Origin of the sequence: Streptosporangium fragile, from assembly GCF_039534445.1 — a bacterium.
Lineage (GTDB): Bacteria > Actinomycetota > Actinomycetes > Streptosporangiales > Streptosporangiaceae > Streptosporangium > Streptosporangium fragile.
This window is the reverse complement of the sequence record NZ_BAAAVI010000003.1, coordinates 69,176-92,983: the sequence shown is the minus strand read 5'-3', so window position 1 is coordinate 92,983 and position 23,808 is coordinate 69,176. Positions and strand designations below refer to the sequence as shown.

Below are 23,808 nucleotides of genomic sequence, written 5' to 3'. Positions count from 1 at the left end.
GGCGGCCCCGGGCCGAACGACGGTTCCCGGGTCGTCGAGCCCGGGATGCCGGAAGACGGACGGCCCGCGTCCCCTCGACGTCGACGCGTCGCGGAAGCGCGGGCCGTACGGGCGGGCCCGCCTACCGGGGGCGGGCCCGCTGCGCCGCTACTTGAGCCAGCTCATCATCGGGCGGAGCTTGGCGCCGGTCTTCTCGATCGGGTGCTGGGCGAGCTCCTCGCGGTAGGCGGTGAACTTCTTCTGCCCGCTGTCGAACTCCTCCACCAGCTCCTTGGCGAACTCGCCCGACTGGATCTCGGCGAGGATGCGCCGCATCTCCTTCTTGGTCTCCTCCGTCACCACGCGCGGACCGCGGGAGTAGCCGCCGTACTCGGCGGTGTCGGAGACCGACCAGTACATCTTGTGGATGCCGCCCTCGTACATGAGGTCGACGATCAGCTTCATCTCGTGCAGGCACTCGAAGTAGGCGACCTCGGGCTGGTAGCCCGCCTCGATCAGGGTCTCGAAACCGGCCTTGATCAGCTCGGAGACGCCGCCGCACAGCACGGCCTGCTCGCCGAACAGGTCGGTCTCGGTCTCCTCCTTGAAGGTCGTCTTCAGCGCGCCGGCGCGGGTGCCGCCGATGCCCTTGGCGTACGACAGGGCCAGGGCCAGGGCGTTGCCGCTGGCGTCCTTCTCCACGGCGACGAGGCACGGCACGCCCCGGCCGGCGGTGTACTGGCGGCGGACGAGGTGACCGGGACCCTTGGGGGCGACCATGGCCACGTCCACGCCCTCCGGAGCCTCGATGAGGCCGTAGCGGATGTTGAGGCCATGGCCGAAGAAGAGGGCGTCGCCCTCGACCAGGTTCGGGGCCACGTGCTGGGCGTAGAGGTCGCGCTGGAGGTGGTCCGGCGCGAGGATCATGGTGAGGTCGGCCTCCTCGACGGCCTCAGAGGGGGTGAGCACGCGCAGGCCGTCCGCCTCGGCCTTCTCCCGGCTCTTGGAGCCCTCAGGCAGACCGACCCGGACGTCCACCCCGGAGTCACGCAGCGAGAGCGCGTGGGCGTGGCCCTGGCTGCCGTACCCCAGGACGGCCACGTGCCGGCCCTGGATGATCGACAGGTCGGCCTGGTCGTCGTAGAAGATCTCAGTCACTTGCTTTAACCTTTCGGGTTTCTCGTGCGCTTACGCGGTCCGGTCCAGGGCCCGGAGAGAACGGTCGGTGATGGAACGGGCGCCGCGACCGATGGCCACCATGCCCGACTGGACGAGTTCCTTGATGCCGAACGGCTCCAGAACCTTGATGAATGCCTGCAGCTTGTCCGGCGTGCCGGTGACCTCGATGGTCACCGCGTCGGAGGCGACGTCGACGCAGCGCGCCCGGAACAGGTTGACCAGCTCCAGGACGCTGGAACGGTTGTCCGCGTCGGCCCGCACCTTGATCAGCGTCAGCTCGCGCTGCACCGACTGGGCGGGGTCGAGCTCCACGATCTTCAGCACGTTGACCAGCTTGTTGAGCTGCTTGGTGACCTGCTCCAGGGGCAGCTCCTCGACGTTGACCACGATGGTCATCCGCGAGATGTCGTCGTGCTCGGTCGGCCCGACCGCCAGCGAGTCGATGTTGAACCCCCGGCGGCTGAAGAGCGACGCGACGCGCGCCAGCACGCCGGGCTTGTTCTCCACCAGCACGGAGAGCGTGTGCCTGCTCATGGCCTATTCCTCGCTGTCCCAGACCGGCGCCATGTCGCGCGCGAACTTGATGTCGTCGTTGCTGGTGCCCGCGGCGACCATCGGCCAGACCATGGCGTCCTGGTGCACCACGAAGTCGATGACGACCGGCACGTCGTTGATCTCCATCGCCTTCTTGATCGTCGCGTCCACGTCCTCCGGACGCTCGCACCGCAGGCCGACACAGCCGTACGCCTCGGCGAGCTTGACGAAGTCCGGGATCCGGCGGACCGTCTGCAGGTTGGTGTTGGAGTAACGCCCGTCGTAGAAGAGCGTCTGCCACTGCCGGACCATGCCCAGGTTACCGTTGTTGATGACCGCGACCTTGATGGGCACACCCTCAAGGGTGCAGGTGGCGAGCTCCTGGTTGGTCATCTGGAAGCACCCGTCGCCGTCGATGGCCCAGACCGTGGTGTCGGGACGGCCCATCTTGGCGCCCATCGCGGCCGGCAGCGAGAAGCCCATCGTGCCGGCGCCGCCGGAGTTGATGAAGGAGCCCGGGTTCTCGTACCCGATGAACTGGGCGGCCCACATCTGGTGCTGGCCCACGCCCGCGGTGTAGATGGCGTCCGGGCCGACGATCGCGCTCAGCCGCTCGATGACGTACTGCGGGGCCAGCGAGCCGTCCTCGAAATCGGTGTAGCCCAGCGGGTAGGTCTTCTTGTAGCCGTTGAGCTCGGCCATCCAGGCGGTGTAGTCGCCCTTGCGCTCCTCGCTGCGCACCGCGGCGATCAGCTCGGTGAGGACCTCCCGGCAGTCGCCGACGATCGGGACGTCGGCGTGCCGGTTCTTGGAGATCTCCGCCGGGTCGATGTCGGCGTGGACGACCTTGGCGTACGGGGCGAAGCTGGACAGGTCCCCGGTGACGCGGTCGTCGAAGCGGACGCCCAGTCCGATGATCAGGTCGGCGCGCTGCAGCGCGCCGACCGCGGAGACCGAGCCGTGCATGCCGGGCATGCCCATGTGCTGCGGGTGGCTGTCGGGGAAGGTGCCGCGCGCCATCAGGGTGGTGACGACCGGGATGCCGGTCAGGTCGGCGAACTCCAGCAGCTGCGCCGAGGCCCGCGCCTTGTGCACGCCGCCGCCGACGTAGAGCACCGGCCGCCTGGACTCGGCGATCAGCTTGGCCGCCTCGCGGATCTGCTTGGAGTGCGGGCGGGTCACCGGGCGGTAGCCCGGCAGCTGCATGACGGGGGGCCAGGAGAACGTCGTCGGCAGCTGGAGCGCGTCCTTGGAGATGTCGACCAGCACCGGCCCGGGGCGGCCGGTGGAGGCGATGTGGAAGGCCTCGGCGATCGTCCGCGGGATGTCGGCGGGGTCGGTGACCAGGAAGTTGTGCTTGGTGATCGGCATGGTGATGCCGGAGATGTCGGCTTCCTGGAAAGCGTCGGTGCCGATGAACTTGCTGTCGACCTGCCCGGTGATGGCGACGATCGGCACCGAGTCCATGTAGGCGTCGGCGATCGGGGTGACCAGGTTGGTCGCGCCCGGACCGCTGGTGGCCATGCACACCCCGACCTTGCCGGTGGCCTGGGCGTAGCCCTGGGCGGCGTGACCGGCGCCCTGCTCGTGCCGTACAAGCACGTGCCGGACCTTGGTCGAGTCGTAGAGAGGATCGTAGGCGGGAAGAATGGCGCCGCCCGGGATCCCGAACACAGTGTCGACCCCGACGTGCTCCAGCGCCCGCACGAGGGCCTGGGCTCCTGTCATCTGTTCGGTCATCGGCTCGTTCCTTGTGGCTGAACATGCTTAACGGCATAAAAAATGCCCCATCCCACCTGGGGAGGTGGGGCTGGGGCGGCGCGCAGGTCGCAGTGCTTCGCTATCGGCCTGCGCGCCGGCGAAGTACTACGAGAATCCCACGGTGATGCTGCATGGCTCCACCTTGGCCGACAGAGCATACCCGCGTCAAATTGGTGGGACGCATGTCTCAGATTTCGAGATGTCAGCCGTGGACGCTCCGGGGTCAGGCGTGCGAGCCCAGGCTGGACAGGCTGGTGCGCATCAGCGAGTCGACGCCGCGGGCGGCCATCGGGCGGGCCACCAGGAAGCCCTGGCCGCGAGTGCAGCCCATCTCGCGCAGCAGTTCCAGCTGCTCGGGCCGCTCGATGCCCTCGGCGACCACGATCAGGCCCAGGTCGTGGCCGAGCCGTACGATCGTGCGGGTCAGCAGGGTCAGCGTGTCGTCGCGTCCGAGCCCGGAGACGAACGACGGATCAATCTTGATCATGTCGACCGGGAGCTGCCGCAGGAACGCCAGCGACGCGTAACCGGTGCCGAAGTCGTCGATGGCCAGCCGCACCCCGAGGGCGCGCAGCTCGGAGAGCCGGGTGATGATCTCCTCGGCGTCCTCGACCAGCATCTCCTCGATGACCTCGAGGGTGAGGGCACTGGGCGGCAGTCCGCTGTCGGCGAGCGCCGACTCGACGGTCTCCACGAAACGCGGTGCCGTGATCTGCCGGGCCGAGAGGTTGAGCGAGAGCCCGATGTCCCAGGATGAAGCGCGCCAGGCGGCCACCTCCTGGCAGGCCTCGCGCAGGATCCACTCGCTCAGCGGCACGATGAGGCCGGTGTCCTCGGCCGGGCCGAGGAACTGCTCCGGCGGCACGAACGCACCCCCCCGCCACCAGCGCACCAGCGCCTCGACCGCGGTGACGCGCGAGGTCGCCAGGTCGACCACCGGCTGGTACTCGATCGCGAACTGGTTCTCCAGCAGCGCCCGCTGCAGGTCGGCGGCGAGCTCCAGGCGGCGTACCACGTCGGCGTGCATGTGCGCGGCGAAGACCTCGACCCGGCGCCCGCCGAGCTCCTTGGCCCTGGCCATCGCCACGTCGGCGTTGCGGATCAGGTCGGCGGAGGAGACGTCGTCGTCGGCGAAGGCCACCCCGACGCTCGCGGTCAGCGCGACGTCACGGTCGGCCACCCGGAACGGCTCGGACGAGACCGTGCGGACCAGCCGCTCGGCCAGGTCGACCGTCGTCTGAGCGTCGGCCGCCCCTTCCAGCAGCACGGCGAACTCGTCGCCGCCCCAGCGCGCCAGGGTGTCGTCGGCCCGTACGGCGGCCCGGAGCCTGCGAGCGGCCTGGCCGAGCAGGTAGTCGCCGCTGGCGTGGCCGACCGAGTCGTTGACCGCGGTGAAACCGTCCAGGTCCAGGAAGACCACGGCGGCGCCGCTCGCGCCCGGCCGGGCCAGCACCTCGCGGGTGCGCTCCTCGAAGTAGGCCCGGTTGGGCAGGCCCGTGATCCCGTCGTGGAAGGTCAGGTGGGCGACCTGGTTGCGCAGGGCCTCCTGGTCGCTGACGTCGCGGGTGGTGACCAGGAGCAGACCCTCGCCGCGCACGTGCCGGGTGGCCACCGACTCGGCGGGGCGCCAGGTGCCGTCGGAGGCCCGGATCCGGCAGGCGACCATGCAGGTGCTCGGCCCGTCGGCGGGTTCCTCGTCCGGGCTCATCGCGCTCAGCGCCACCTGGATGCCCGGGACGTCCTCGGGGTGGATGTAGTCGAAGATCTTCCCGCCGACCAGGTCGGCCGGGCGGTAGCCGTAGGTGATCTCGACACCCTCGCCGATCTCCCGGACCACGCCGTCGTAGTCGCACAGCAGGACCACGTCCCCGGTGCTCTCGGCGAGGTCGTGCAGCTGCCGCTCCCCCAGGTGGACCAGGCGGCGCAGCCGGCCGGTCTCCACCAGGGTCACGAACAGGCGCACCGCCAGGACCACGACGATCGAGGCGCACACCGCGGCCAGGGCCGACGCGGGCCCCTGCACCGCGCCGCCGATCACGCGCAGCAGCACGACGGCGGTGGCCACGCCGACCAGGATCAACGGGATCGCCGCGATCAGCGAGGACGTGCTCTCGCGGACCGACGGCTCGTCGTCCGCGGGGTCCTGCCTGCCCGCCGCGCGGGCGCTCCACGGCGCCGCCGCGAGCACCAGGAAGGCCACCGGGGCCAGCCACACCCAGGTGAGCGACGGCGTCTCGCCGCTGACCCGGGCCAGCGCGGTGGCCGTCTCGGAGGTCGTGATGGCGGACAGCACGGCCAGCGCCGCCAGGCCCACCGGCCAGGCGGACCGGCGGATCGGGACCACGGCGGGCCCCACGACGCAGGTGAGGACCAGACAGAGCAGGGGCGCGGCGAAGGTGACCGCGGCGTCACCGGCGTCACCCGCCCCGCGGTAGACCGGGCCCGCCAGCAGCACCCAGGTGATCACCAGGACGGAGGCGGCGCACACGTACGAGTCGGCGAGGTCGCGCAGCAGCGCCTGCCCGCGGGCGGGTCGGGTGGCGCACAGGCCGGTGCCGACGGCGAGCATGGCCGTACCGGCCAGGAGCACCAGGTCGGCGAAGGTCACCACGAAGGGCGTGCCGTCGGCGATCGGCCGCACGCCGACCCCGGCCAGCCAGGTGATGGAGCCCGCGGCCAGCCAGCGCCAGGCCAGGGCACTGCGCCGGCCGGGCGCCCGGGAGGCTGCGGCGAACAGGGAGACCGCGGCGGCCCCGGCGGCGAGCACGCCCGCCACCGCCTCGACGACCACGGCGGAGGTGCCGCGGAGAAGAGCGGCCACAAGGCCCACGGCGCCGAGACCGGCCAGGACGGTCAGCGCTACCCGGGGGTCACGCCAGCGGATCAATGTCGTCTGCCCATCGGTGTCGTTTCATCTCGTTCTCGCAGCGTCCCTTGGTTCACTGCGCTCGCGGTGCCGCCGCGGGCGCGTCGTCCTTCCTCCGTCTTCCGCATCTCGCACCGGCACATGGCCAGTGTGTGCCGTCGTACGCGTCCGGGTGGTGACAACACCGCAGTCGTCACCGATCTGATAACCGGGCGACAGGGGTCGCAGGTATCGACGGTACGCACCCCAGGTCACGAGGTAGCCACGGTCCGGATTCCTTTGCCGGTCAGTAGGAACCCGTGATCACATTTTTGAGCGGCTCCCCCGCGAGGTACCGCAGGAGCTGGGAGCGGAGCAGCTTGAGCGTGCGCCGCCCCGAGGCCGGGGTGCTGCCCGCCACGTGCGGGGTGATGAACACCCCGGGCGCCGTCCACAGGGGGTGGTCCCGGGGCAGGGGCTCGGGGTCGGTGACGTCGAGCGCGGCGAGGAGGCGGCCCGCGCGCAACTCGGCGACGAGCGCGTCGGTGTCGACCACCGGCCCCCTGGCCGCGTTCACCAGGAGGGCGCCGTCCTTCATCGCCGCCAGGAACGCGGCGTCCACCAACCCGGTGGTCGAGGGCGTGGAGGGCACCAGCAGCACCACCACATCCGCCCTGGGCAGCAGCTCGGGCAACTCGTCCTGGCCGTGCACACCGTCCCGGGCGGTGCTGGCCACCCGGATCACCTCCACCTCGAACCCGGCGAGCCGCCGCTCCAGGGCCTCGCCGATCGAGCCGTAGCCGAGGATCAGCACGGTGGAGTCGGCCAGCACGCCGGTGTGGTGGTAGGTCCACTCGCCCTCGCGCTGCGCGACGGCGAAGCCGGGGAACTCCCGCAGCACGGCGATCATCGCGCCCACCGCCCATTCCGCGGTGCCCGCGTCGTGCACGCCCCGCGCGTTGCACAGCATCACGCCCTCGGGCATGTGCGGCCGGTAGGCGTCGACGCCCGCCGTGACGGTCTGCAGCAGCCGCAGCCGGGGCATCCGCGCCAGCAGCTCGGGGATCCGCGGCACCGGCATCAGCGGCGGGATCCAGACCTCGACCTCCTCGGGCCCCTCCGGGGCCGGTCCTGTCCCGTCGTAGACGACGCACTCCACTTCGGGCAGGTCGCACAGGACGTCGGCGGCGGCTTCGGAGGGGACCCAGATCTTCATGGGTGCATTATCCAGCCGTGCCGTACGCGGGATCATCCCCCCACCGCCCCTCCCGGCACGCCGGGCGCGCCGGAGCCGTCAGTCGTCCGTTCCGGGGGCCGCGCCGGCGTCCGCGTCGGCCTCGGGGACGCACTTCAGGTCGAGTTCCGGGCGGTAGACCGTGGTCTTCTTGACCCTCTTGATCTCCTTGCCGTCCTTCTTGAAGACGCGCCAGACGTCGATCGTGAAACCCTGCTGGCCGGTCATCGGGATGCAGTCGGGGCCGCTGTCCGTCGCGGACTTGAACGGCGTGATGTTGTAGCGCTCGGAGGAGATCGACTCGACGTCGTAGCGCTTGGTGCTCCAGAAGGCGACGGTGACGCCCCTGTCGGTGTAGGACGTCTTCACCAGCACGCCGTACGGCGAGTCGTTCTTCCACCGGAAGTCGGGCTCGGGCCATGAGACGGTGGACTCGCGGCCGGCCGGGTAGCGGGAGATGTAGAACTCGTGCGCCACGTGCTGGACGTCTTCCAGGCCGCCGAAGAACACCGCGTTGTACATGGTGGTGACGAACTGGGAGATGCCGCCGCCCACCGAGTCGACCAGCCGGCCGCCTTGGATCATGGGGGCGGGGACGAACCCGCGAGCCGTGTCGCGCTCGCCGACGACGCCGTTGAGCGAGAACACCTCGCCCGGCTTGACCAGGTAGCCGTCGAGGAGCTTGGCGATCGTCCGGATGTTGGTCACCCGCGGCGGGCAGCAGTCGTAGGGCGTGGTGAACTCGCTGATCTTCTCCTTGATGCCGAGCTTGCGCGCCTCGGCGTCGGACATGCGCGGTTTGACGATCGCCAGGGCGACCGGGATCGTCCGGTCGCCGCCCTCGGCGACCATCTCGGCGATGTCGTCGGCGAGCTTGGCGTCGTCGATGCCTTTGCCCTTGCGACCGGGGACCAGCTTCGGCCGATTGTTGACGATCTTGAACGTGGGGTCGCGGGGAGCCTGGGCGGGGTCGACGAGTTTCTTCTCCACGGCGGCCACGGCTTTCCCGGCGTCGAACGACGGCCGCATGCCGCCCGACCCGTCGGGCTCGAAGGACAGGTGTTCGGCGAGCGTCTGCACCGGCAGCTGGGCCTGCCTGCCCCCGTTGGTGAGCGTGACCGGGCCCGAGAGGGCCTCGCCGGCCCTGGCCGCCGCCTTCTTCACCACGGCGGCCGTGACCTTGGGCTTGATCACCGAGACCGGGAGCCGGACCTCGCCCTCCGGGGCGAGGAAGGCAGCGGTGATCGTCTTGGCGGCGGCCTGCCGCTCCAGCTCGCGGCCGTCGCGGGGCGTGACGACCACCGGTTCGACGCCCTCGAACGTGACCGAGCCCTCGCGGACCTTCCGGTCGATCTTCTTGGCCAGGTCCTTGACCGTGCTGGTCAGCAGGTCGATGTCGACGGCGACCTTGGGCTCCAGCTCGGTGGTGCCGGTCAGGCCCCGCCAGACCTCGACCGGACTGGGGAAGCCGCTGGGCGCCTGGGCGAGGGTGGCGACCACGTCGAGCTCCAGTCCGGCCTTGCCCGGTTCGATGGTGAAACGCTTGCCGGCCGCCACGAGGGTCATCTCCTCACCGGCCTTGGACGCCAGCCGCTCCCCGAGCCTGTCGGCCGCCTCGGTGGCGGTGAGCCCGCCGATGTCGACGCCGCGCACGCTGGTGCCGGGCAGCATCCGGCCGGACATGAAGATCGCGGGCACCGCGTAGGCGAGCACGGCGAGCAGCACGACGCCCACGACGACCGGCAGGATCTTCCGGCCACGCCGGCGGCGCGGGGGCGGCTCCTCGTGGCGGAGCGCGTCGGACGGCGGCAGACCGTCGCCGCCGAACCGCTCGTCACGCGGGGGACGGCGCTCGGGGGGCTCGGACGCGGACGCCATCTGCCAGGGCTGCGCCGGTTGGGCCGGGGGTGGCAGGACGCCGGAGGCGCCGGGTGCCCCGGACGGACCGCCGAAGCCCGAAGGGCCGAAGATGTCGGGCGAGACTCCCGGGGGCAGCCGCGAGCCGTTCGCGGACCGGGCGGGCTGGGCGGGCCGGACCCCGGGGGGCAGCCGCGGGTCACGGGCGCCGGGAGGAACAGGACGCGTGGGCAGGGGCACCGCCTCGAAGGGATCCGTCGGCGGGTCCGCAGACGCTCCGGCGTTCCGCACGGCCTCCGTCTCCTGTCCTGCTCCGTGGCTGCAACTTCAGGCAACCCTAAACCACGGTGGTCAACCGGCGTCCGAAAAGAAATAACAATTCACCCTGTCCAGCGGTAGCGGTGCTCGGGGCGTCCCGCGGTGCCGTACCGGGGCCGGAGCTCCGCCTGGCCCGCGGCGCACAGGTGCTCGAGATAGCGGCGGGCGCTGACCCGGGACAGCCCGGTGAGCGCCGCCGCCTCGGCGGCCGACAGGTCGGTGCCACTTCCCCGGAGCGCGTCGGCGACCAGGGTGCACGTGGTGGCCGACAGCCCCTTGGGCAGCGGCGGGCCTCCCCTGGCCGCGCCGAACAGCCGGTCGACCTCGTCCTGGCAGGTTTGGGCGCCGAGGGCGGCCAGCCGCCTGCGGTTGTCGGCGTACTGTTCCAGTCGTTCGGTGAGCGCTCCGGCGGTGAACGGCTTGATCAGGTAGTTCACCGCGCCGCCGCGCATGGCCGCGCGGACCGTGGCCACGTCGCGCGCGGCGGTGATCACCAGGACGTCGACCGGGTGGGCGGTGCCCCGGAGCGTCGTGAGCACGTCGAGCCCGGACATGTCCGGGAGGTAGATGTCCAGCAGCACCAGGTCCGGCCGGTGCGCGGCCGTGGCCGCGATCGCGGCCCGCCCGGTGTGCGCGACGTCGACGACCGTGAAGCCGGGCACCCGTGCCACGTAACCACTGTGGATCCTGGCCACCATGAAGTCGTCGTCGACGACCAGCACGCGGATCTCCCCTGCCCGGCCGGCCGCGCCCCCGAGCCCGCTCACCGCGGGGCCTCCGTCCCGACGACTGCTTGCCGGGACGTCTCCGCCTCGGCACCTGCCCCCGGGGACGCCTCCACACCCGTGTCCACCCACCGGGACGTCTCCGTCTCGGCCGCCGACCGGCTCCCGGCCCGGCCGTCCGTGGGCAGGAGGGCGGTGAAGACGGCACCGCCGGCGTTGTGCACCCGCACCCAGCCGCCCCGGCGCGAGCACGCCTGGCGGGTCAGCGCCAGCCCGAGCCCGCGCGGCCCGGCGTGGGCCGCCTTGGTGGTGAAGCCCTCCCGGAACACCTCGTGGACCAGGTCGGGGGTGATCCCGGGCCCGGAGTCACCGACCCGGACGTGCAGGCCGTCCACCTCGGTGCGGACCGAGACCTCCACCGTGCCCCCGGTCTCCTGGAGCGCGTCGAGGGCGTTGGCCACCAGGTTGCCGACGACCAGGACCGCGTCGTGCGGATCGCCGAGCATGCCCTCCTCCACCCGGGAGTCGTCCGAAAGCACCAGGCCGGCGCCCCGCTCGGCCGCCTCCGCGGACTTGGCCAGCAGCAGCGCGGCCAGCGTGGGGTCGGCCACCTTCTCCCGGATCCCGGCGGCGTGCCTGCTGTAGGCCTCGGTGGTCTGGGTGATGTAGCTGACCGCCGTCTCGTACTCGCCGAGCTCCAGCAGGCCCACCACGGTGTGCATCCGGTTGGCGAACTCGTGGGCCTGGGCGCGCAGCGCGCCCGTCGCCGTGCTGGCCTGGTCGAGCTCACGCGCCAGCCGTACCAGCTCGGTACGGTCGCGCAGGGTGACGACCCAGCCGCTCTGCCGTTCCCGGACCGCCACCGGGGTCCGGTTGAGCACCAGCACCCGGTCGTGGTGGAGCACCACCCGGTCGTCGCCGGGGTCCGCCCCGTCCAGCACGTCGCGCATCCGGTCCGACAGGGGCATCTCCCGCAGCAGGCGGCCGACGTCGTCCTGGGAGAGGCCGAGCAGGTCGCGGGCCGCGTCGTTGACCAGCGTGACCCGCCCCTGGAGGTCGACGGCCAGCACCCCTTCCTTGACGCCGTGCAGCACGCCCTCGCGCTGTTCGAGCAGGGCCGCGATCTCCCCCGGCTCCAGGCCGAAGGTCTGCCGGCGGACCCGCCGGGCGATCAGCGCGGCGGCCCCGGACCCGGCGAGGAGCACGGCCAGCACCGTCCACAGCAGCGGCGGCAGCGCCTCGCCGAGCTGGTCGGCGACGGTCACCTCCAGGATGCCGACCGAGGTCAGGCCGATGACGCGGCCCGCGCCGTCGAAGATCGGCGCCTTGCCGCGCACCGAGCGGCCGAGCGTGCCGGTCTGGACGCCGGTCCAGGACCGCCCGCCGGTCAGGACCTGTGAGCCGTCGGTGGACAGCCTCCGGCCGATCAGGGAGGTGTTGGGATGGGCGTAGCGGATCTGCTCCCGGTTGGCGATCACCACGTAGTCGGCGCCGGTGGCCTTCTGCACCGCCGCGGCGATGGGCTGCAGGACCGCCTCGGGCCGGGGCAGCCCGAAAGCCTCCCGGACCTGGGGCAGCCCGGCGACCGACTCGGCGATCGCCAGCGCGCGCTGCTCGTACTGCCGGTCGAGCCGGTCGCGGGTGTGCTCGGCCCAGACACTCGCCGTACCGCCGACCGCGAGGAATACGATCACTGTCTGCAACACGAACAGCTGGGTGCCGAGCGAGGCGTCGATTATCCGTCGCACGAGGTAACTCCCTGGTCAGAGCCACAATAAAAGTAGGCTGAGATAACGACAGGGTCGCGACGGTTGTGAGAATCACCCCGATTCTGTGACCAATATGACCGATACGACGGCAACCACGCAAAGGATCGACACGGCGTCCGGCGGGGCTCAGCATCCTCACCACGCTTTCCTCACGTTGTTGGGAGTTGATGACGATGCGTCTTCAGAGGCTGGCTGCGCTCGCGGTCCTGTCCCTGGCAGCGCTCACCGCCTGCGGATCGGGCGGCGGACCGGGGGGATCGGGCACCGGCGCGCTGAGAATCATGGCCCCCGCCTCGCCGGGAGGCGGCTGGGACCAGACGTCCCGCACCGCGGAGGAGGCGCTGAAGTCCGTCGACCCGTCCCTCAAGGTCGAGGTCTACAACGTGCCGGGCGCGGGCGGCACCATCGGCCTGGCCCAGCTCGCGGGTGAGAAGGGCAACGGCGACCTGCTGATGACCATGGGCTTGGTCATGGTCGGCGCGGTGGAGCAGAACAAGTCGAAGGTGACCCTGGCCGACACCACGCCCATCGCCAAGCTCACCGAGGAGTACGAGATCGTGGTGGTCCCCGCGAGCTCTCCGTACAAGACGCTCGGCGACCTGGTGACGGCGTGGAAGGCCGACCCGGCGAAGATCGCCGTCGCGGGCGGTTCCGCCGGAGGCACCGACCACATCGTGGCGGGCCTGATGGCCAAGGCCGCGGGCATCGACCCGAAGCAGGTCAACTACATCGCCCACTCCGGCGGCGGGGAGGCGCTCAACGCCCTGCTGGGCGAGAAGGTGGCGATGGGCATCTCCGGCATCGGCGAGTTCGCCGAGCACGTGAAGTCCGGAAAGCTGCGCGCCCTCGGCGTCAGCTCGCCCGACCGCCTCGACTCCGTGGACTCCCCCACGCTCAAGGAGGCCGGCCTGGACGTGGAGCTGGCCAACTGGCGCGGGTTCGTCGCGCCCGGCGGGCTGGACGACGCGGCCAGGAAGCGGCTGACCGACCTGGTCACCAGGATGCACGACTCGCAGGCGTGGAAGGACGCGGTGGCCAAGAACGGCTGGGCCGACGTCTTCCAGACCGGGCAGCCGTTCGCCGACTTCCTCTCGGCCGAGCAGGCCAAGGTCAAGACCGTGATCGCGGAGATGGGGCTCGTCTCCTGATGTCCGTCACCGAGGAGATGGTCGGGGTGGAGCGCTCGGACGGCGGGTTCTCATGGCGGCGGCCGGAGCTGGGGCTGGCGGTGCCGGTGCTGGCGCTGGGCGGATTCGTGATCGCGGGGACGGCGGACGTGACCGCGGCGGGCTCGGCGCTCGGGCTGGGGCCGCGGTTCTTCCCGATCATCGTCGGCTCGGCGCTCATCCTGATCGGGCTGTGCTACGTGGTCGACGTGCTCAGGGGCGGCCACGGTGACCCCGAGCAGACCGAGGACGCCGACCTCGGGGCGCGGGCCGACTGGCGGACGGTCGCGCTGGTCAGCGTCATCTTCCTGGCCTTCGCCGGGCTGCTGGACCTGCTCGGCTGGATCATCGCGGGCGCGTTGCTCTTCTTCGGCCTGTCGGTGACGCTCGGGGCGCCCTCCCGGCTGCGCGCGGCCGCCCTCGGGATCGTCCTGTCCACGGTCACCTACCTGACCTTCGTCAAGGGCCTGGGCGTGACCCTGCCCGCCGGCCTGCTGTCCGGGGTGATCTAGTGGAGTCGTTCCGGCTGCTGATGGAGGGGTTCGCGACGGCGCTGACCCCGGTCAACGTGCTCTACGCGCTGGTGGGCGTCACCCTGGGCACGCTCGTGGGCGTGCTGCCCGGCATCGGCCCGGCCATGACCGTGGCACTGCTGCTGCCGATCACCTTCAACGTCCCCCCGGCCAGCGCGTTCATCATGTTCGCGGGCATCTACTACGGCGGCATGTACGGCGGGTCGACCACCTCGATCCTGCTGAACACACCGGGCGAGAGCTCCTCGATGATCACCGCGCTGGAGGGCAACCGGATGGCCAAGCGCGGCCGGGCGGCCCAGGCGCTCGCGACCGCCGCGATCGGCTCGTTCGTCGCGGGCACGATCGCCACCGGGCTGCTGGTCGTCGCGGCGCCCATGGTGGTGGAGTTCGCGATCTCCTTCGGCCCCGAGGACTACTTCGCGCTGGCCGTGCTGGCCTTCATCGCGGTGTCGTCGGTGCTGTCACGCTCGGTGGTGCGCGGGCTGGCCTCCCTGGGGCTGGGCCTGGTCATCGGGCTGATCGGCATCGACCAGCAGACCGGGCAGGCGCGGCTGACCCTGGGCGTGCCGCAGCTGCTCGACGGCATCGAGGTGGTGATCGTCGCGGTCGGCCTGTTCGCGGTCGGGGAGGTCCTGTACGTCGCCTCCCGGCTGCGGCACGGTGAGCCGGACGTGATCCCGGTGGGCCGGGCGTTCCTCGGCCGCTCCGACTGGTCGCGTTCCTGGCGGCCCTGGCTGCGCGGCACCGCGCTCGGCTTCCCCTTCGGCGCGCTGCCCGGCGGCGGCGCGGAGATCCCGACGTTCCTGTCGTACTCGATCGAGAAGCGGCTGGCCCGCGGGCCCGCCCGGGAGGAGTACGGCAACGGGGCCATCGAGGGCGTCGCCGGCCCCGAGGCGGCCAACAACGCCTCGGCCGCGGGCACGCTCGTCCCGCTGCTCACCCTGGGCCTGCCCACCTCCGCGACGGCGGCGATCCTGCTGGCGGCCTTCCAGCAGTACGGCCTGCAGCCGGGCCCGCAGCTGTTCGACCACAACCCGGCCCTGGTCTGGGGCATGATCGCCTCGCTGTTCGTGGGCAACGCCATGCTGCTGGTGCTGAACCTGCCGCTGGCCCCGGTCTGGGCGCGGGTGCTGCACATCCCCCGCCCATACCTCTACTCGGGGATCCTGCTGTTCGCCGCGCTCGGCGTCTACGCGCTGAACTCCTCCTGGGTGGAGCTGGTCATCCTGTACGTCCTGGGGATGCTCGGCTTCGCGATGCGCCGTTTCGGGCTGCCGATCGCCCCGGCCGTGATCGGGATGATCCTGGGCCCGATGGCCGAGATCCAGCTCCGCCGGGCTCTGGCCATCGGGGCGGGCGATCCCACGGTCCTGGTCCGGAGTCCGATCGCGGCGACGCTGCTGGTGGTCGCGCTGCTGGCGCTGCTCGCGCCGCTCGTCAGGAAGGCGGCCGCCCGGCCGTGGGGAGCCGGGCGGCCTGGCTAGGGGTGCGGGAGTGGGGCGGGAACTCGAATCCGGCTCACCGGGGCTGGAGGGTGTCGACGGCAGGCTCCTCCGAGCGCAGGCCGTCCTCTCTCGCCAGGTAGGCGCACGAGGCCCATCCCGTCGTCCCCGCGGGCAGGCCGGAAGCCGAGGTTCCGCCCAACCGGAACCGGCACCAGCCACTCGACGAACTCAGAATCTGCCCGTAATCACCGTAATAGAGATAGCCGATAACGCGCGTCCCGCCCGCACTCGACCGCAGGCGGACACCGTCGGCGACGACCATCGCGTCCACCGCCGCGGTCTGGGCGGTGGTCGCCGTGGAGGCGTACCCCGAGCTCATGGCCGCCGCACGGGCGGGTGACGCCACGAGCGAGAGTCCGGCGGCGGCCGTCACAGCGGCGATCACGATGGCCGGAAGCCTTTTCATCAGATTTTCTCCGATCGTACGGTCAGGTGATACCGGAGTGAAAGCTGAAACTGACGTGATCACTGTGCAAGAAATAGCTTAATTCCGTCAATAGCCAATGAATTTCGAAAACATCAATTACCACATGGAAACAGGGCAATAGAGCGCGGTAGTTCGGATTCCCGGGCAACCGCCACCGCGCTGTGTCCAACGCCCGCGACGCCGGAAAGCGCCGGCCGACGGGCATCCCACGGCCTGACGGCACGATGTGACGATCTTCCAGTGGCACGCGACCCCATCCGGTCCGGACCGGTCACCGTGACGTGCCCGGGAGAGGGTTCCGCCCACATCGGCGGTGTAAGAGTTTCCCCCGGTGACAGACGTGGCGTCGGGAAACGGGGACGGCCGTCACACGGCCGGGCGAGGCCGCCCGGCCGTGCGCGGGTGAACCACGCACCGGCCGGGCCGGCCCCGCACACCCCTTGCGGCGGGCTTCCCGGTGGCGCCGCAAGGGATGCGAGAGCTACTCGGAGACGCCGAGCCGCTCCAGGATGAGCTCGCGGGCGCGGGCGGCGTCGGCCTTGCCGCGGCTGGCCTTCATGACGCCGCCGACCAGGGCACCGACCGCGGCGATCTTCCCGCTGCGCACCTTGTCCGCCGCGTCGGCGTTGCCCGCCAGGACCTGGTCGATGATCTCCAGCAGTTCGCCCTCGTCGTTGACGATCTGCAGGCCGCGGGCGGCCACCACCGCGTCGGGAGAGCCCTCGCCGTTCAGCACGCCCTCCAGCACCTGGCGGGCCAGCTTGTCGTTGAGCGCTCCGCCGGCGACCATCGCGCACACCCGGGCGATGTCGTCCGGGGTGATCGGCAGCTCGCTCAGCGGGACACCGGACTCGTTGGCGCGGCGGGCCAGCTCACCCATCCACCACTTGCGGGCGTCCGCGGGCGGGGCACCGGCGGAGACCGTCGCTTCGACCAGATCGATGGCGTCGGCGTTGTGCATGGCCGCCATGTCGAGGTCGGACACGCCCCACTCCCGCTGGAGCCGCTTGCGCCGCACGCCCGGCAGCTCCGGCAGGGCGGCCTTGAGCGAGGCGACCCACGCGGGGTTCGGGGCGATCGGCACGAGGTCGGGCTCGGGGAAGTAGCGGTAGTCCTGCGCCTCCTCCTTCGACCTGCCCGAGGTGGTCGTGCCGGTGTTCTCGTGGAAGTGGCGGGTCTCCTGGACGACCTTGCCGCCGTCGGCCAGGATCGCGGCCTGGCGCTCGATCTCGCCCCGGACGGCGCGCTCGACGCTGCGCAGCGAGTTGACGTTCTTGGTCTCGGTACGGGTGCCCCACTCCGAGGAACCGCGCGGCATCAGGGAGACGTTCACGTCGAAGCGCATGGAGCCCTCCTCCATGCGCACGTCCGAGACGCCGAGGGTGCGCATGAGCTCGCGCAGCTCCGTGCCGTAGGCGCGGGCGACCTCGGGGGCGAGCCTGTCGGTCCCCGGGATCGGCTTGGTGACGATCTCCACCAGCGGGATGCCCGCGCGGTTGTAGTCGACGATGGAGTAGTCGGCGCCGTGGATGCGCCCGGTCGCACCGCCCACGTGGGTGGACTTGCCGGTGTCCTCCTCCAGGTGGACCCGCTCGATCTCGATCCTGACGGTCTTGCCGTCGACCTCGACGTCGAGGTAGCCGTCGAAGCAGAGCGGCTCGTCGTACTGGCTGATCTGGTAGTTCTTCGGCATGTCCGGATAGAAGTAGTTCTTCCGGGCGAAGCGGCACCACTCGGCGATGGAGCAGTTGAGCGCCAGGCCGATGCGGATGGTGGACTCGATCGCGGCGGCGTTGGCCGTCGGCAGCGCGCCGGGCAGGGCCAGACAGACCGGGCACACCTGGGTGTTCGGCGGAGCCCCGAACACGGTCGGGCAGCCGCAGAACATCTTCGACGCCGTGCCCAGCTCGACGTGCGTCTCCAGGCCCAGCACCGGCTCGAAGCGCTCCAGCGCCTCGTCGTACGGCATGGTCGTCTCGGTGCCGCTCATCGGTCGCTCACCGCTCCTCGTCGTGCTGTGTTCGCCCTCATAGATAACCAAGTCCCTTCAATGCGTTCCTCGTCTCGGCCACCCAGTTCGCGTAGGCGGGGACCTGGGCCAGGACGGCGAGGTCGATGTTGCGTCCTATGTATTCGAAGTAGTCGCGGACCGGCTTGCCGCGCCGCGGGACGGTCGCGGCGAGCACGCCCGCCGGGTCGGCGATCCGCTCGACGTCGCGGGGCCGCGCGGGCAGCCCGCTGAGGTCGCTGCCCGAAAGCCCCGCCCACACGGCGCGGTCGGCCAGCAGCCAGGCCTCGGTCTCCCCCAGCCCGATCACCGGCACCAGGTAGTGCGAGTGGTAGCGGACGCCGTCGGCCCGGCCGCGTTCCCGCTCGTCGTGGTGGGTGAAGAGCAGGTGGCAGTCGGCCGCGAGCTCCTCCAGCGCCGTGACGATGTGCTCGCGCCGGCAGGAGACGACCTCGGTGTCCTCGACGTCGACCGCGTACGGCGACATCCAGGTGAGCTCGCGGAGCTGCCGCGAGATCACGATGCCGAGGAACCCCTCGTCGGCCTCTCCCTCCGCGACCAGCCCGGGTACCAGGGGACGGGTGGTCATGCCGCCGCGCCCAGATACTTGCGGACCTGCCGGGGCGAGACGAACGTGCCCGGTTCGCCGTCCGGCTGGACCGGCTTGGCCACGGTCACCCGCGACACCCGGTCGTTGTCGGGATCGACGCGGACCACCGTGTCGAGGAACGTCAGCGCGTCGGGCTCGGTCCGGTAGACCTCGGCCACCACCACCGGCGACTGGCTGGTGAGGATCACCTGCCGCGGCGGCTCGGCCCCGCCCGGCGTGGCGATCCGCCGCCGGATCCGCCGGAGCAGCTCGCCGAGCCGGCCCGGGTGCACACCGCCCTCGATCTCCTCCACCAGGAGGGTGCCCGGATGGTCCGGATCGTGCAGGGCGGCGAGCAGACCGAGCACCCGGAGCGTCCCGTCCGAGAGCAACGCGGCCGGCACCGCTCCCTGGCCGTCGACGACCAGCTCGAAGAAGCACTTCTCCCGGTCGGCGCGGGGAACGAGAGCCACCGCGTCGGGGATCACCGCGGCGAGGTCGACCGTGAGGTCGTCGAACGCCGCGGTCCCGGCCATCCGCGCGAGCACCGCGGCCAGGTTCCCGCCGTCGGCCGCGAGCGGCCCCCGATCGGCCAGGGAACGCCGGCGCCGCATCGCCGTGGGGGAGGGCGCGTAGCGACGCCACGACCGCACCGTGTCGCGGGAGGTGACCTCCGGGTTGGGATCCTCGACCACGAGCTCCAGGAGCTCCCCGGGGATCTCCCGGACCACGTGGCTGACGACGGGCCCGCTGGACCTCGGGATCTTGAGGACCATCTCCGCACCCACGTCGAACCGGATCGGCACCACCGCGCCGGGCTCCGGGGCGACCAGCGCCTCCACCGAGACCGCGAACCCCGGCACCGCGGCGCCGTGGGCGACCCGGTGGAACTGCTCGCCCGGCAGTCCGCGGGCCGCGCCGAACAACCCGCCGGGCCCCTCGATCTCGGCCGCCACGAACTCCACCGCGTCGAAGAGGTTCGACTTGCCACTCGCGTTGGGACCGACCAGCGCGAGAAAGGGCGGCACATCGAGATCGAAGTTCAAGAAAGACTTGAACCCGTCGATCTCGATACGAGTGATCATGCCGCCGTTCTCCCTGTCACCTGTCGCCCTTTCACCCCGAAGTTCCGAGAAATGTCCTACAGCTCCGGAGCCTTGGAGAGCAGGCTGCCACCCCAGCGGTCCTGGAAGGCCCTCTCCACCGCGGCACCGACCCGGTAGCAGCGGTCGTCGCCGAGCACCGGGGCCATGATCTGCAGACCCACCGGCAGGCCGTCCTCGTCCGCCAGGCCGCACGGCACGGAGATGGCCGCGTTGCCCGCCAGGTTGGTCGGGATGGTGCACAGGTCCGCCAGGTACATCGCCATGGGGTCGTCGGCGCGCTCGCCGATCGGGAACGCCGTGGTCGGCGTGGTCGGCGAGATGAGCACGTCCACCTGCTGGAAGGCCGCCTCGAAGTCGCGCGCGATGAGCGTGCGGACCTTCTGCGCCTGGCCGTAGTACGCGTCGTAGTAGCCGCTGGACAGCGCGTACGTGCCCAGGATGATGCGCCGCTTGACCTCCGGGCCGAAGCCCTGCGCCCGGGTCAGGGCCATGACCTCCTCGGCGCTGCGCGTGCCGTCGTCGCCGACGCGCAGACCGTACCGCATGGCGTCGAAGCGGGCCAGATTGGACGAGCACTCGGAGGGAGCGATCAGGTAGTACGCCGGCAGCGCGGTGGTGAACGACGGGCAGGAGACCTCGACGACCTTCGCGCCCAGCGACTCCAGCACTTCCACGCTCTCGTGGAAGCGGGCGAGCACGCCCGGCTGGTAGCCGTCGCCGCCGAACTCCTTGACCACGCCGATGCGCAGCCCCGCGACGTCACCGCTGCGCGCCGCCTCCACGACCGCGGGCACCGGGGCGTCCACCGAGGTGGAGTCGAGGGCGTCGTGACCGGAGAACGCCTCGTGGAGCAGCGCGGCGTCCAGGACGTTGCGGGCGAAGGGGCCCGGGGTGTCCAGCGAGCTCGCGAACGCGATCAGGCCGTAGCGCGACGAGCCGCCGTAGGTGGGCTTCATGCCCACGATGCCGGTGACCGCGGCGGGCTGGCGGATCGAGCCACCCGTGTCGGTGCCGGTCGACAGCGGGGCCTCATAGGCGGCGACCGCGGCGGACGAGCCGCCGGAGGAGCCGCCGGGGATGCGGGACAGGTCCCACGGGTTGCGGGTGGGGCCGTAGGCCGAGTTCTCCGTGGAGGAGCCCATCGCGAACTCGTCCAGGTTGGTCTTGCCGAGGATCACCAGGCCGGCCTCGCGCAGGCGGCGGGTCACGGTCGCGTCGTACGGCGGGCGCCAGTTCTCCAGGATCTTCGACCCGGCCGTGGTCGGCATGTCGACGGTGGTGAAGACGTCCTTGTGCGCGATCGGCACGCCGGCGAGCGGACCGAGCTCCTCCCCGGCGGCGCGGCGGGCGTCGACGGCCCGCGCCTGCTCCAGGGTCACCTCGGGATCGACGTGCAGGAAGGCGTTGACCTGCGGCTCGACGGCGGCGATCCGGTCGAGGTGCGCCTGGGCGACCTCGACCGCCGAGACCTCTCCGCTCGCGATGAGCGCGCCGAGCTCGGCGGCGGACCTGTGAATGAGGCTCATGCTTCCTCCCCGAGGATGCGCGGGACGCGAAAGCGGCCGTCTTCGACGGCCGGGGCACCGGACAGCGCCGCCTCCGGCGCCAGACCGGGCCGCACCTCGTCGGGGCGGTAGACGTTGGTGAGCGGAAGCGCGTGCGAGGACGGCGGGATGTCGTCGGCCGCCACCTCGGCGACGCGGGCGACAGCACCGATGATCACATCGAGCTGAGCGGCGAAGTGGTCGAGCTCCTCGTCGGCCAGCGCCAGCCGGGCCAGCCGGGCGAGGTGAGCGACCTCGTCGCGGGTTATGGCGGACATGAGTCGTTGAACCCGTTTCGTGGAATGGCAATTGGACACTGTCATCCTATGGCTCGCGACCTGAGGGTCCCGACTCATTGACCCCGCCGCGGCCGGGCGGAGATCCCTTACGCGGCATGCCGGACATGGAACTCCCGGCCACCGCGGCCTGGAGCGCCGCCACGCGCCGGAAACGGCGATCCGCGAGAGAAGGGCCGCGGGATGAAGGGGCCCCCGGGTACCTCCGCCGGGGCAACGCCTGACGGGGGCGTCGAGGAGCGAGCCCGCCACGTTCTCCGCCCGCCGGGACACCTTGGCCACCGGACCGCCGGGACACCTTGGCCACCGGACCGCCGGGACGCCGGAGACGGGAGCTCAGGCCGTCTGGGGGTCGAGGACCTCGGTGGGCCGGAAGACGCCGAAGTCGTGCTTGGCGGAGGCGCGGTGCTTGCGGAGCCAGGCGGTGGCGTCGGCGGCGGACATCGGCTCGGCGAACAACCAGCCCTGGCCCAGGTCGCAGCCCATGGCGGCCAGGTGGGCGGCCACCTCGGCCGACTCGACGCCCTCGGCGACCGAACGCAGGCCCAGGGAGCGGACCAGGTCGACGATGGAGCGGACGATGCGCTCGTCGTCCTTGGACTCGCCGATGCGACGGACGAACGAGGCGTCGATCTTGACCTCGGCGACCGGCAGGCGCTGCAGGCGGACCAGTGAGGAGTAGCCGGTGCCGAAGTCGTCCAGCGCGAGCGGCACGCCCAGCGAGGCCAGGGCCCGGATGGCGTCGGCGGTGTAGGCCTGGTCGGTCATCAGGATGCGCTCGGTGACCTCCAACTGGATCGCCTTGGGCGGCAGCCGGTAGCGCGCCAGGCCCGCGCCGAGCTGGTCGGGCAGGGCCGAATCGAGCAGGTCCCGGGCCGAGACGTTGACGGAGATCTGCTCGTGCAGGCCGGTGTGCCACCAGTGGGCCGCCTGTTCCAGGGCGGCGTCGATGACGTACTCGGTGAGGTGGCGCATCAGGTACGACTGCTCGGCCATCGGCACGAACTCCGCCGGGGAGATCACCCCGCGCTCCGGGTGGCGCCAGCGCAGCAGTGCCTCCACCCCCCGCACCTGGCCCCCGGCCAGGTCGAGCTTGGGCTGGTAGTGCAACCGCAGCTCGGAGCGGTCGATGGCCCTGCGCAGGTCGCCGAGGAGGCTGAGCCGCTCGGGGCTGTTGCGGTCCTTGTCGGCGGCGTAGATCTCGACCCCGGTGCGGCCCTCCTTCGCCAGGTACATCGCCACGTCGGAGCGCTGCAGGAGCATCTCGAAGTCGGGCGCGTGATCGGGGTAGAGGGCGATGCCGAACGAGGCGTCCAGGTCGAAGCTCATCCCCTCCAGGCGGACCGGCTCGGTGATCGCCACACGCAGGCGGGCGGCCACCTCCCTGGCCGCCGCGGCGTCCCTGACCGAGGGGAGCAGCACGGCGAACTCGTCACCGCCGAGCCGGGCCACCACGTCGCCCGGACGCACGCTGTGGGTGAGCCGGTGGGCCACCATCTGCAACAGCCGGTCGCCCACCGGATGCCCGAGGGTGTCGTTGATCTCCTTGAACCGGTCGAGGTCGAGCAGGAACAGCCCGACCCGCTCGCCCTCCCGGGTCTCGGCGAGCGCCTCCTCGGTGCGGAGCACGAGCATCTTGCGGTTGGGCAGCCCGGTCAGCCCGTCGTGCATCGCCTGGTGGTCGCGGCGGACCGACATGGTGGCGGTGAAGTAGACCGCCAGCAGGGGCGCCACGAACAGCGGCACGAGCGCCGGTGAGTGGTTCATCGCCACCACGACCAGCGGGGCCAGGCCGAGCAGCCCGGCGTAGACCAGGCTCTGGTGGCCGATCGTGGTTTTGATCACGCGGTGGATCGACCTGCGCTCGTGCAGCGCCACCGCTCCGGAGACCAGCAGTGCCCGGACCACGAAGTACGCCAGCCCGGCCAGCCCGATCTCGGGCAGGTCGGAGCCGGTCGGCACCCAGCTCGTCTCCGGGCCGGGCCGGTCGCCGAACAGGCCGATGACCGCCCCGGCGGCCGCGTTCGCCAGCGTCACCTGCGCGATGTTGAACATCAGCCGGTGCCACGCCTTGCGGGTGACGGCCGCGTTGACGAGCATGGCGACCGCCTGGAGCAGCACGGCGACCGGCAGCCCGTAGTGGAGCAGGGCGGCGAAGGTGAACATGGTCGACGGGTAGGTGCCGCCGACCGTCATGGACGACGACAGCAGCACCGGCCGCAGCTCGCCCAGCACGGTCAGGACGGCGAGCATCCAGAACAGCGGGCTGCGCACGAGCTCGGTGGCCTCGGCCACACCGATGTACAGCTGGGCCACGACGAGCACGGTGCACCCGATCGTGGTGACGGCGGTGAGATACGCCCACAGGGGCGATCCCATGCGTGGTCCGGTGTCGCGAGTGTCGGTCGGGTCGGCCATGAGTAACAAAAC

At 71.4% G+C, this 23,808-nt stretch carries 17 protein-coding genes and 1 pseudogene; 3 read left to right on the top strand and 15 right to left on the bottom strand.

The features are described 5' to 3' along the window. Positions 1-147: 147 nt before the first annotated feature. The 8 genes and pseudogenes from ilvC to ABD841_RS03110 all read right to left on the bottom strand — a co-directional run bounded on the left by ilvC (position 148) and on the right by ABD841_RS03110 (position 12,180). Entirely contained in the window at positions 148-1,128 is a 981-nt protein-coding gene (gene ilvC / locus ABD841_RS03145) for a ketol-acid reductoisomerase (RefSeq protein WP_344967851.1), read from the bottom strand. A 39-nt stretch (positions 1,129-1,167) separates the two neighbouring features. Then, positions 1,168-1,692: an acetolactate synthase small subunit gene (ilvN, locus tag ABD841_RS03140; RefSeq protein WP_344967626.1), complete on the bottom strand. Its 525-nt coding sequence runs from the start codon at positions 1,690-1,692 to the stop codon at positions 1,168-1,170. Between the two features lie 3 nt (positions 1,693-1,695). After that, positions 1,696-3,435 (bottom strand): annotated as a pseudogene (locus tag ABD841_RS03135) (acetolactate synthase large subunit); the annotation flags it as partial. A 241-nt stretch (positions 3,436-3,676) separates the two neighbouring features. Further along, positions 3,677-6,337: a putative bifunctional diguanylate cyclase/phosphodiesterase gene (locus ABD841_RS03130; RefSeq protein ID WP_425581942.1), complete on the bottom strand. Its 2,661-nt coding sequence runs from the start codon at positions 6,335-6,337 to the stop codon at positions 3,677-3,679. Positions 6,338-6,605: 268 nt separating this feature from the next. Further along, complete coding sequence (locus tag ABD841_RS03125) at positions 6,606-7,514, bottom strand: 2-hydroxyacid dehydrogenase (RefSeq protein WP_344967622.1); 909 nt, start codon at positions 7,512-7,514, stop codon at positions 6,606-6,608. A gap of 78 nt (positions 7,515-7,592) precedes the next feature. Then, positions 7,593-9,410 carry a VanW family protein gene (locus tag ABD841_RS03120; protein ID WP_344967620.1) on the bottom strand — a complete coding sequence of 606 codons (1,818 nt, stop codon included), beginning with the start codon at positions 9,408-9,410 and terminating at the stop codon, positions 7,593-7,595. Between the two features lie 359 nt (positions 9,411-9,769). Next, on the bottom strand, positions 9,770-10,474 hold the full coding sequence (locus ABD841_RS03115) for a response regulator (protein WP_344967618.1): 705 nt from the start codon (positions 10,472-10,474) through the stop codon (positions 9,770-9,772). Continuing rightward, positions 10,471-12,180: an ATP-binding protein gene (locus ABD841_RS03110; RefSeq protein WP_344967616.1), complete on the bottom strand. Its 1,710-nt coding sequence runs from the start codon at positions 12,178-12,180 to the stop codon at positions 10,471-10,473. Before ABD841_RS03110 ends, ABD841_RS03115 begins: the two co-directional genes overlap by 4 nt. Before the next feature lie 194 nt (positions 12,181-12,374). On the opposite strand from ABD841_RS03110, the gene ABD841_RS03105 reads away from it, so the two are divergent. From ABD841_RS03105 to ABD841_RS03095, 3 genes are read left to right on the top strand one after another with little or no spacing between them, the layout of a single operon-like run. Beyond that, complete coding sequence (locus ABD841_RS03105; protein ID WP_344967614.1) at positions 12,375-13,349, top strand: Bug family tripartite tricarboxylate transporter substrate binding protein; 975 nt, start codon at positions 12,375-12,377, stop codon at positions 13,347-13,349. Then, positions 13,349-13,879, top strand: a complete 531-nt coding sequence (locus tag ABD841_RS03100) for a tripartite tricarboxylate transporter TctB family protein (RefSeq protein WP_344967612.1) — start codon at positions 13,349-13,351, stop codon at positions 13,877-13,879. Before ABD841_RS03105 ends, ABD841_RS03100 begins: the two co-directional genes overlap by 1 nt. Beyond that, on the top strand, positions 13,879-15,387 hold the full coding sequence (locus tag ABD841_RS03095) for a tripartite tricarboxylate transporter permease (protein WP_344967610.1): 1,509 nt from the start codon (positions 13,879-13,881) through the stop codon (positions 15,385-15,387). Before ABD841_RS03100 ends, ABD841_RS03095 begins: the two co-directional genes overlap by 1 nt. A 34-nt stretch (positions 15,388-15,421) precedes the next feature. On the opposite strand, the gene ABD841_RS03090 is transcribed toward ABD841_RS03095, so the two are convergent. The 7 genes from ABD841_RS03090 to ABD841_RS03060 all read right to left on the bottom strand — a co-directional run bounded on the left by ABD841_RS03090 (position 15,422) and on the right by ABD841_RS03060 (position 23,796). Next, positions 15,422-15,814 (bottom strand): SH3 domain-containing protein, encoded by a 393-nt coding sequence (locus ABD841_RS03090; RefSeq protein ID WP_344967608.1) that lies wholly within the window; start codon positions 15,812-15,814, stop codon positions 15,422-15,424. Positions 15,815-16,316: 502 nt separating this feature from the next. Next, entirely contained in the window at positions 16,317-17,825 is a 1,509-nt protein-coding gene (gene gatB, locus ABD841_RS03085; protein WP_344967606.1) for an Asp-tRNA(Asn)/Glu-tRNA(Gln) amidotransferase subunit GatB, read from the bottom strand. A gap of 37 nt (positions 17,826-17,862) precedes the next feature. Beyond that, a complete protein-coding gene (locus ABD841_RS03080) occupies positions 17,863-18,432 on the bottom strand; it encodes a hypothetical protein (RefSeq protein ID WP_344967604.1) in 570 nt (189 codons plus the stop codon). Then, positions 18,429-19,517, bottom strand: coding sequence for an AAA family ATPase (locus tag ABD841_RS03075; RefSeq protein WP_344967602.1), 1,089 nt, complete (start codon positions 19,515-19,517; stop codon positions 18,429-18,431). The genes ABD841_RS03080 and ABD841_RS03075 overlap by 4 nt, the downstream gene beginning before the upstream one ends. Positions 19,518-19,573: 56 nt before the next feature. Beyond that, on the bottom strand, positions 19,574-21,064 hold the full coding sequence (gene gatA / locus ABD841_RS03070) for an Asp-tRNA(Asn)/Glu-tRNA(Gln) amidotransferase subunit GatA (protein WP_344967600.1): 1,491 nt from the start codon (positions 21,062-21,064) through the stop codon (positions 19,574-19,576). After that, entirely contained in the window at positions 21,061-21,360 is a 300-nt protein-coding gene (gene gatC / locus ABD841_RS03065; RefSeq protein ID WP_344967598.1) for an Asp-tRNA(Asn)/Glu-tRNA(Gln) amidotransferase subunit GatC, read from the bottom strand. The genes gatA and gatC overlap by 4 nt, the downstream gene beginning before the upstream one ends. Before the next feature lie 354 nt (positions 21,361-21,714). Beyond that, positions 21,715-23,796: a putative bifunctional diguanylate cyclase/phosphodiesterase gene (locus tag ABD841_RS03060; RefSeq protein ID WP_344967849.1), complete on the bottom strand. Its 2,082-nt coding sequence runs from the start codon at positions 23,794-23,796 to the stop codon at positions 21,715-21,717. Between the last annotated feature and the right edge of the window lie 12 nt (positions 23,797-23,808).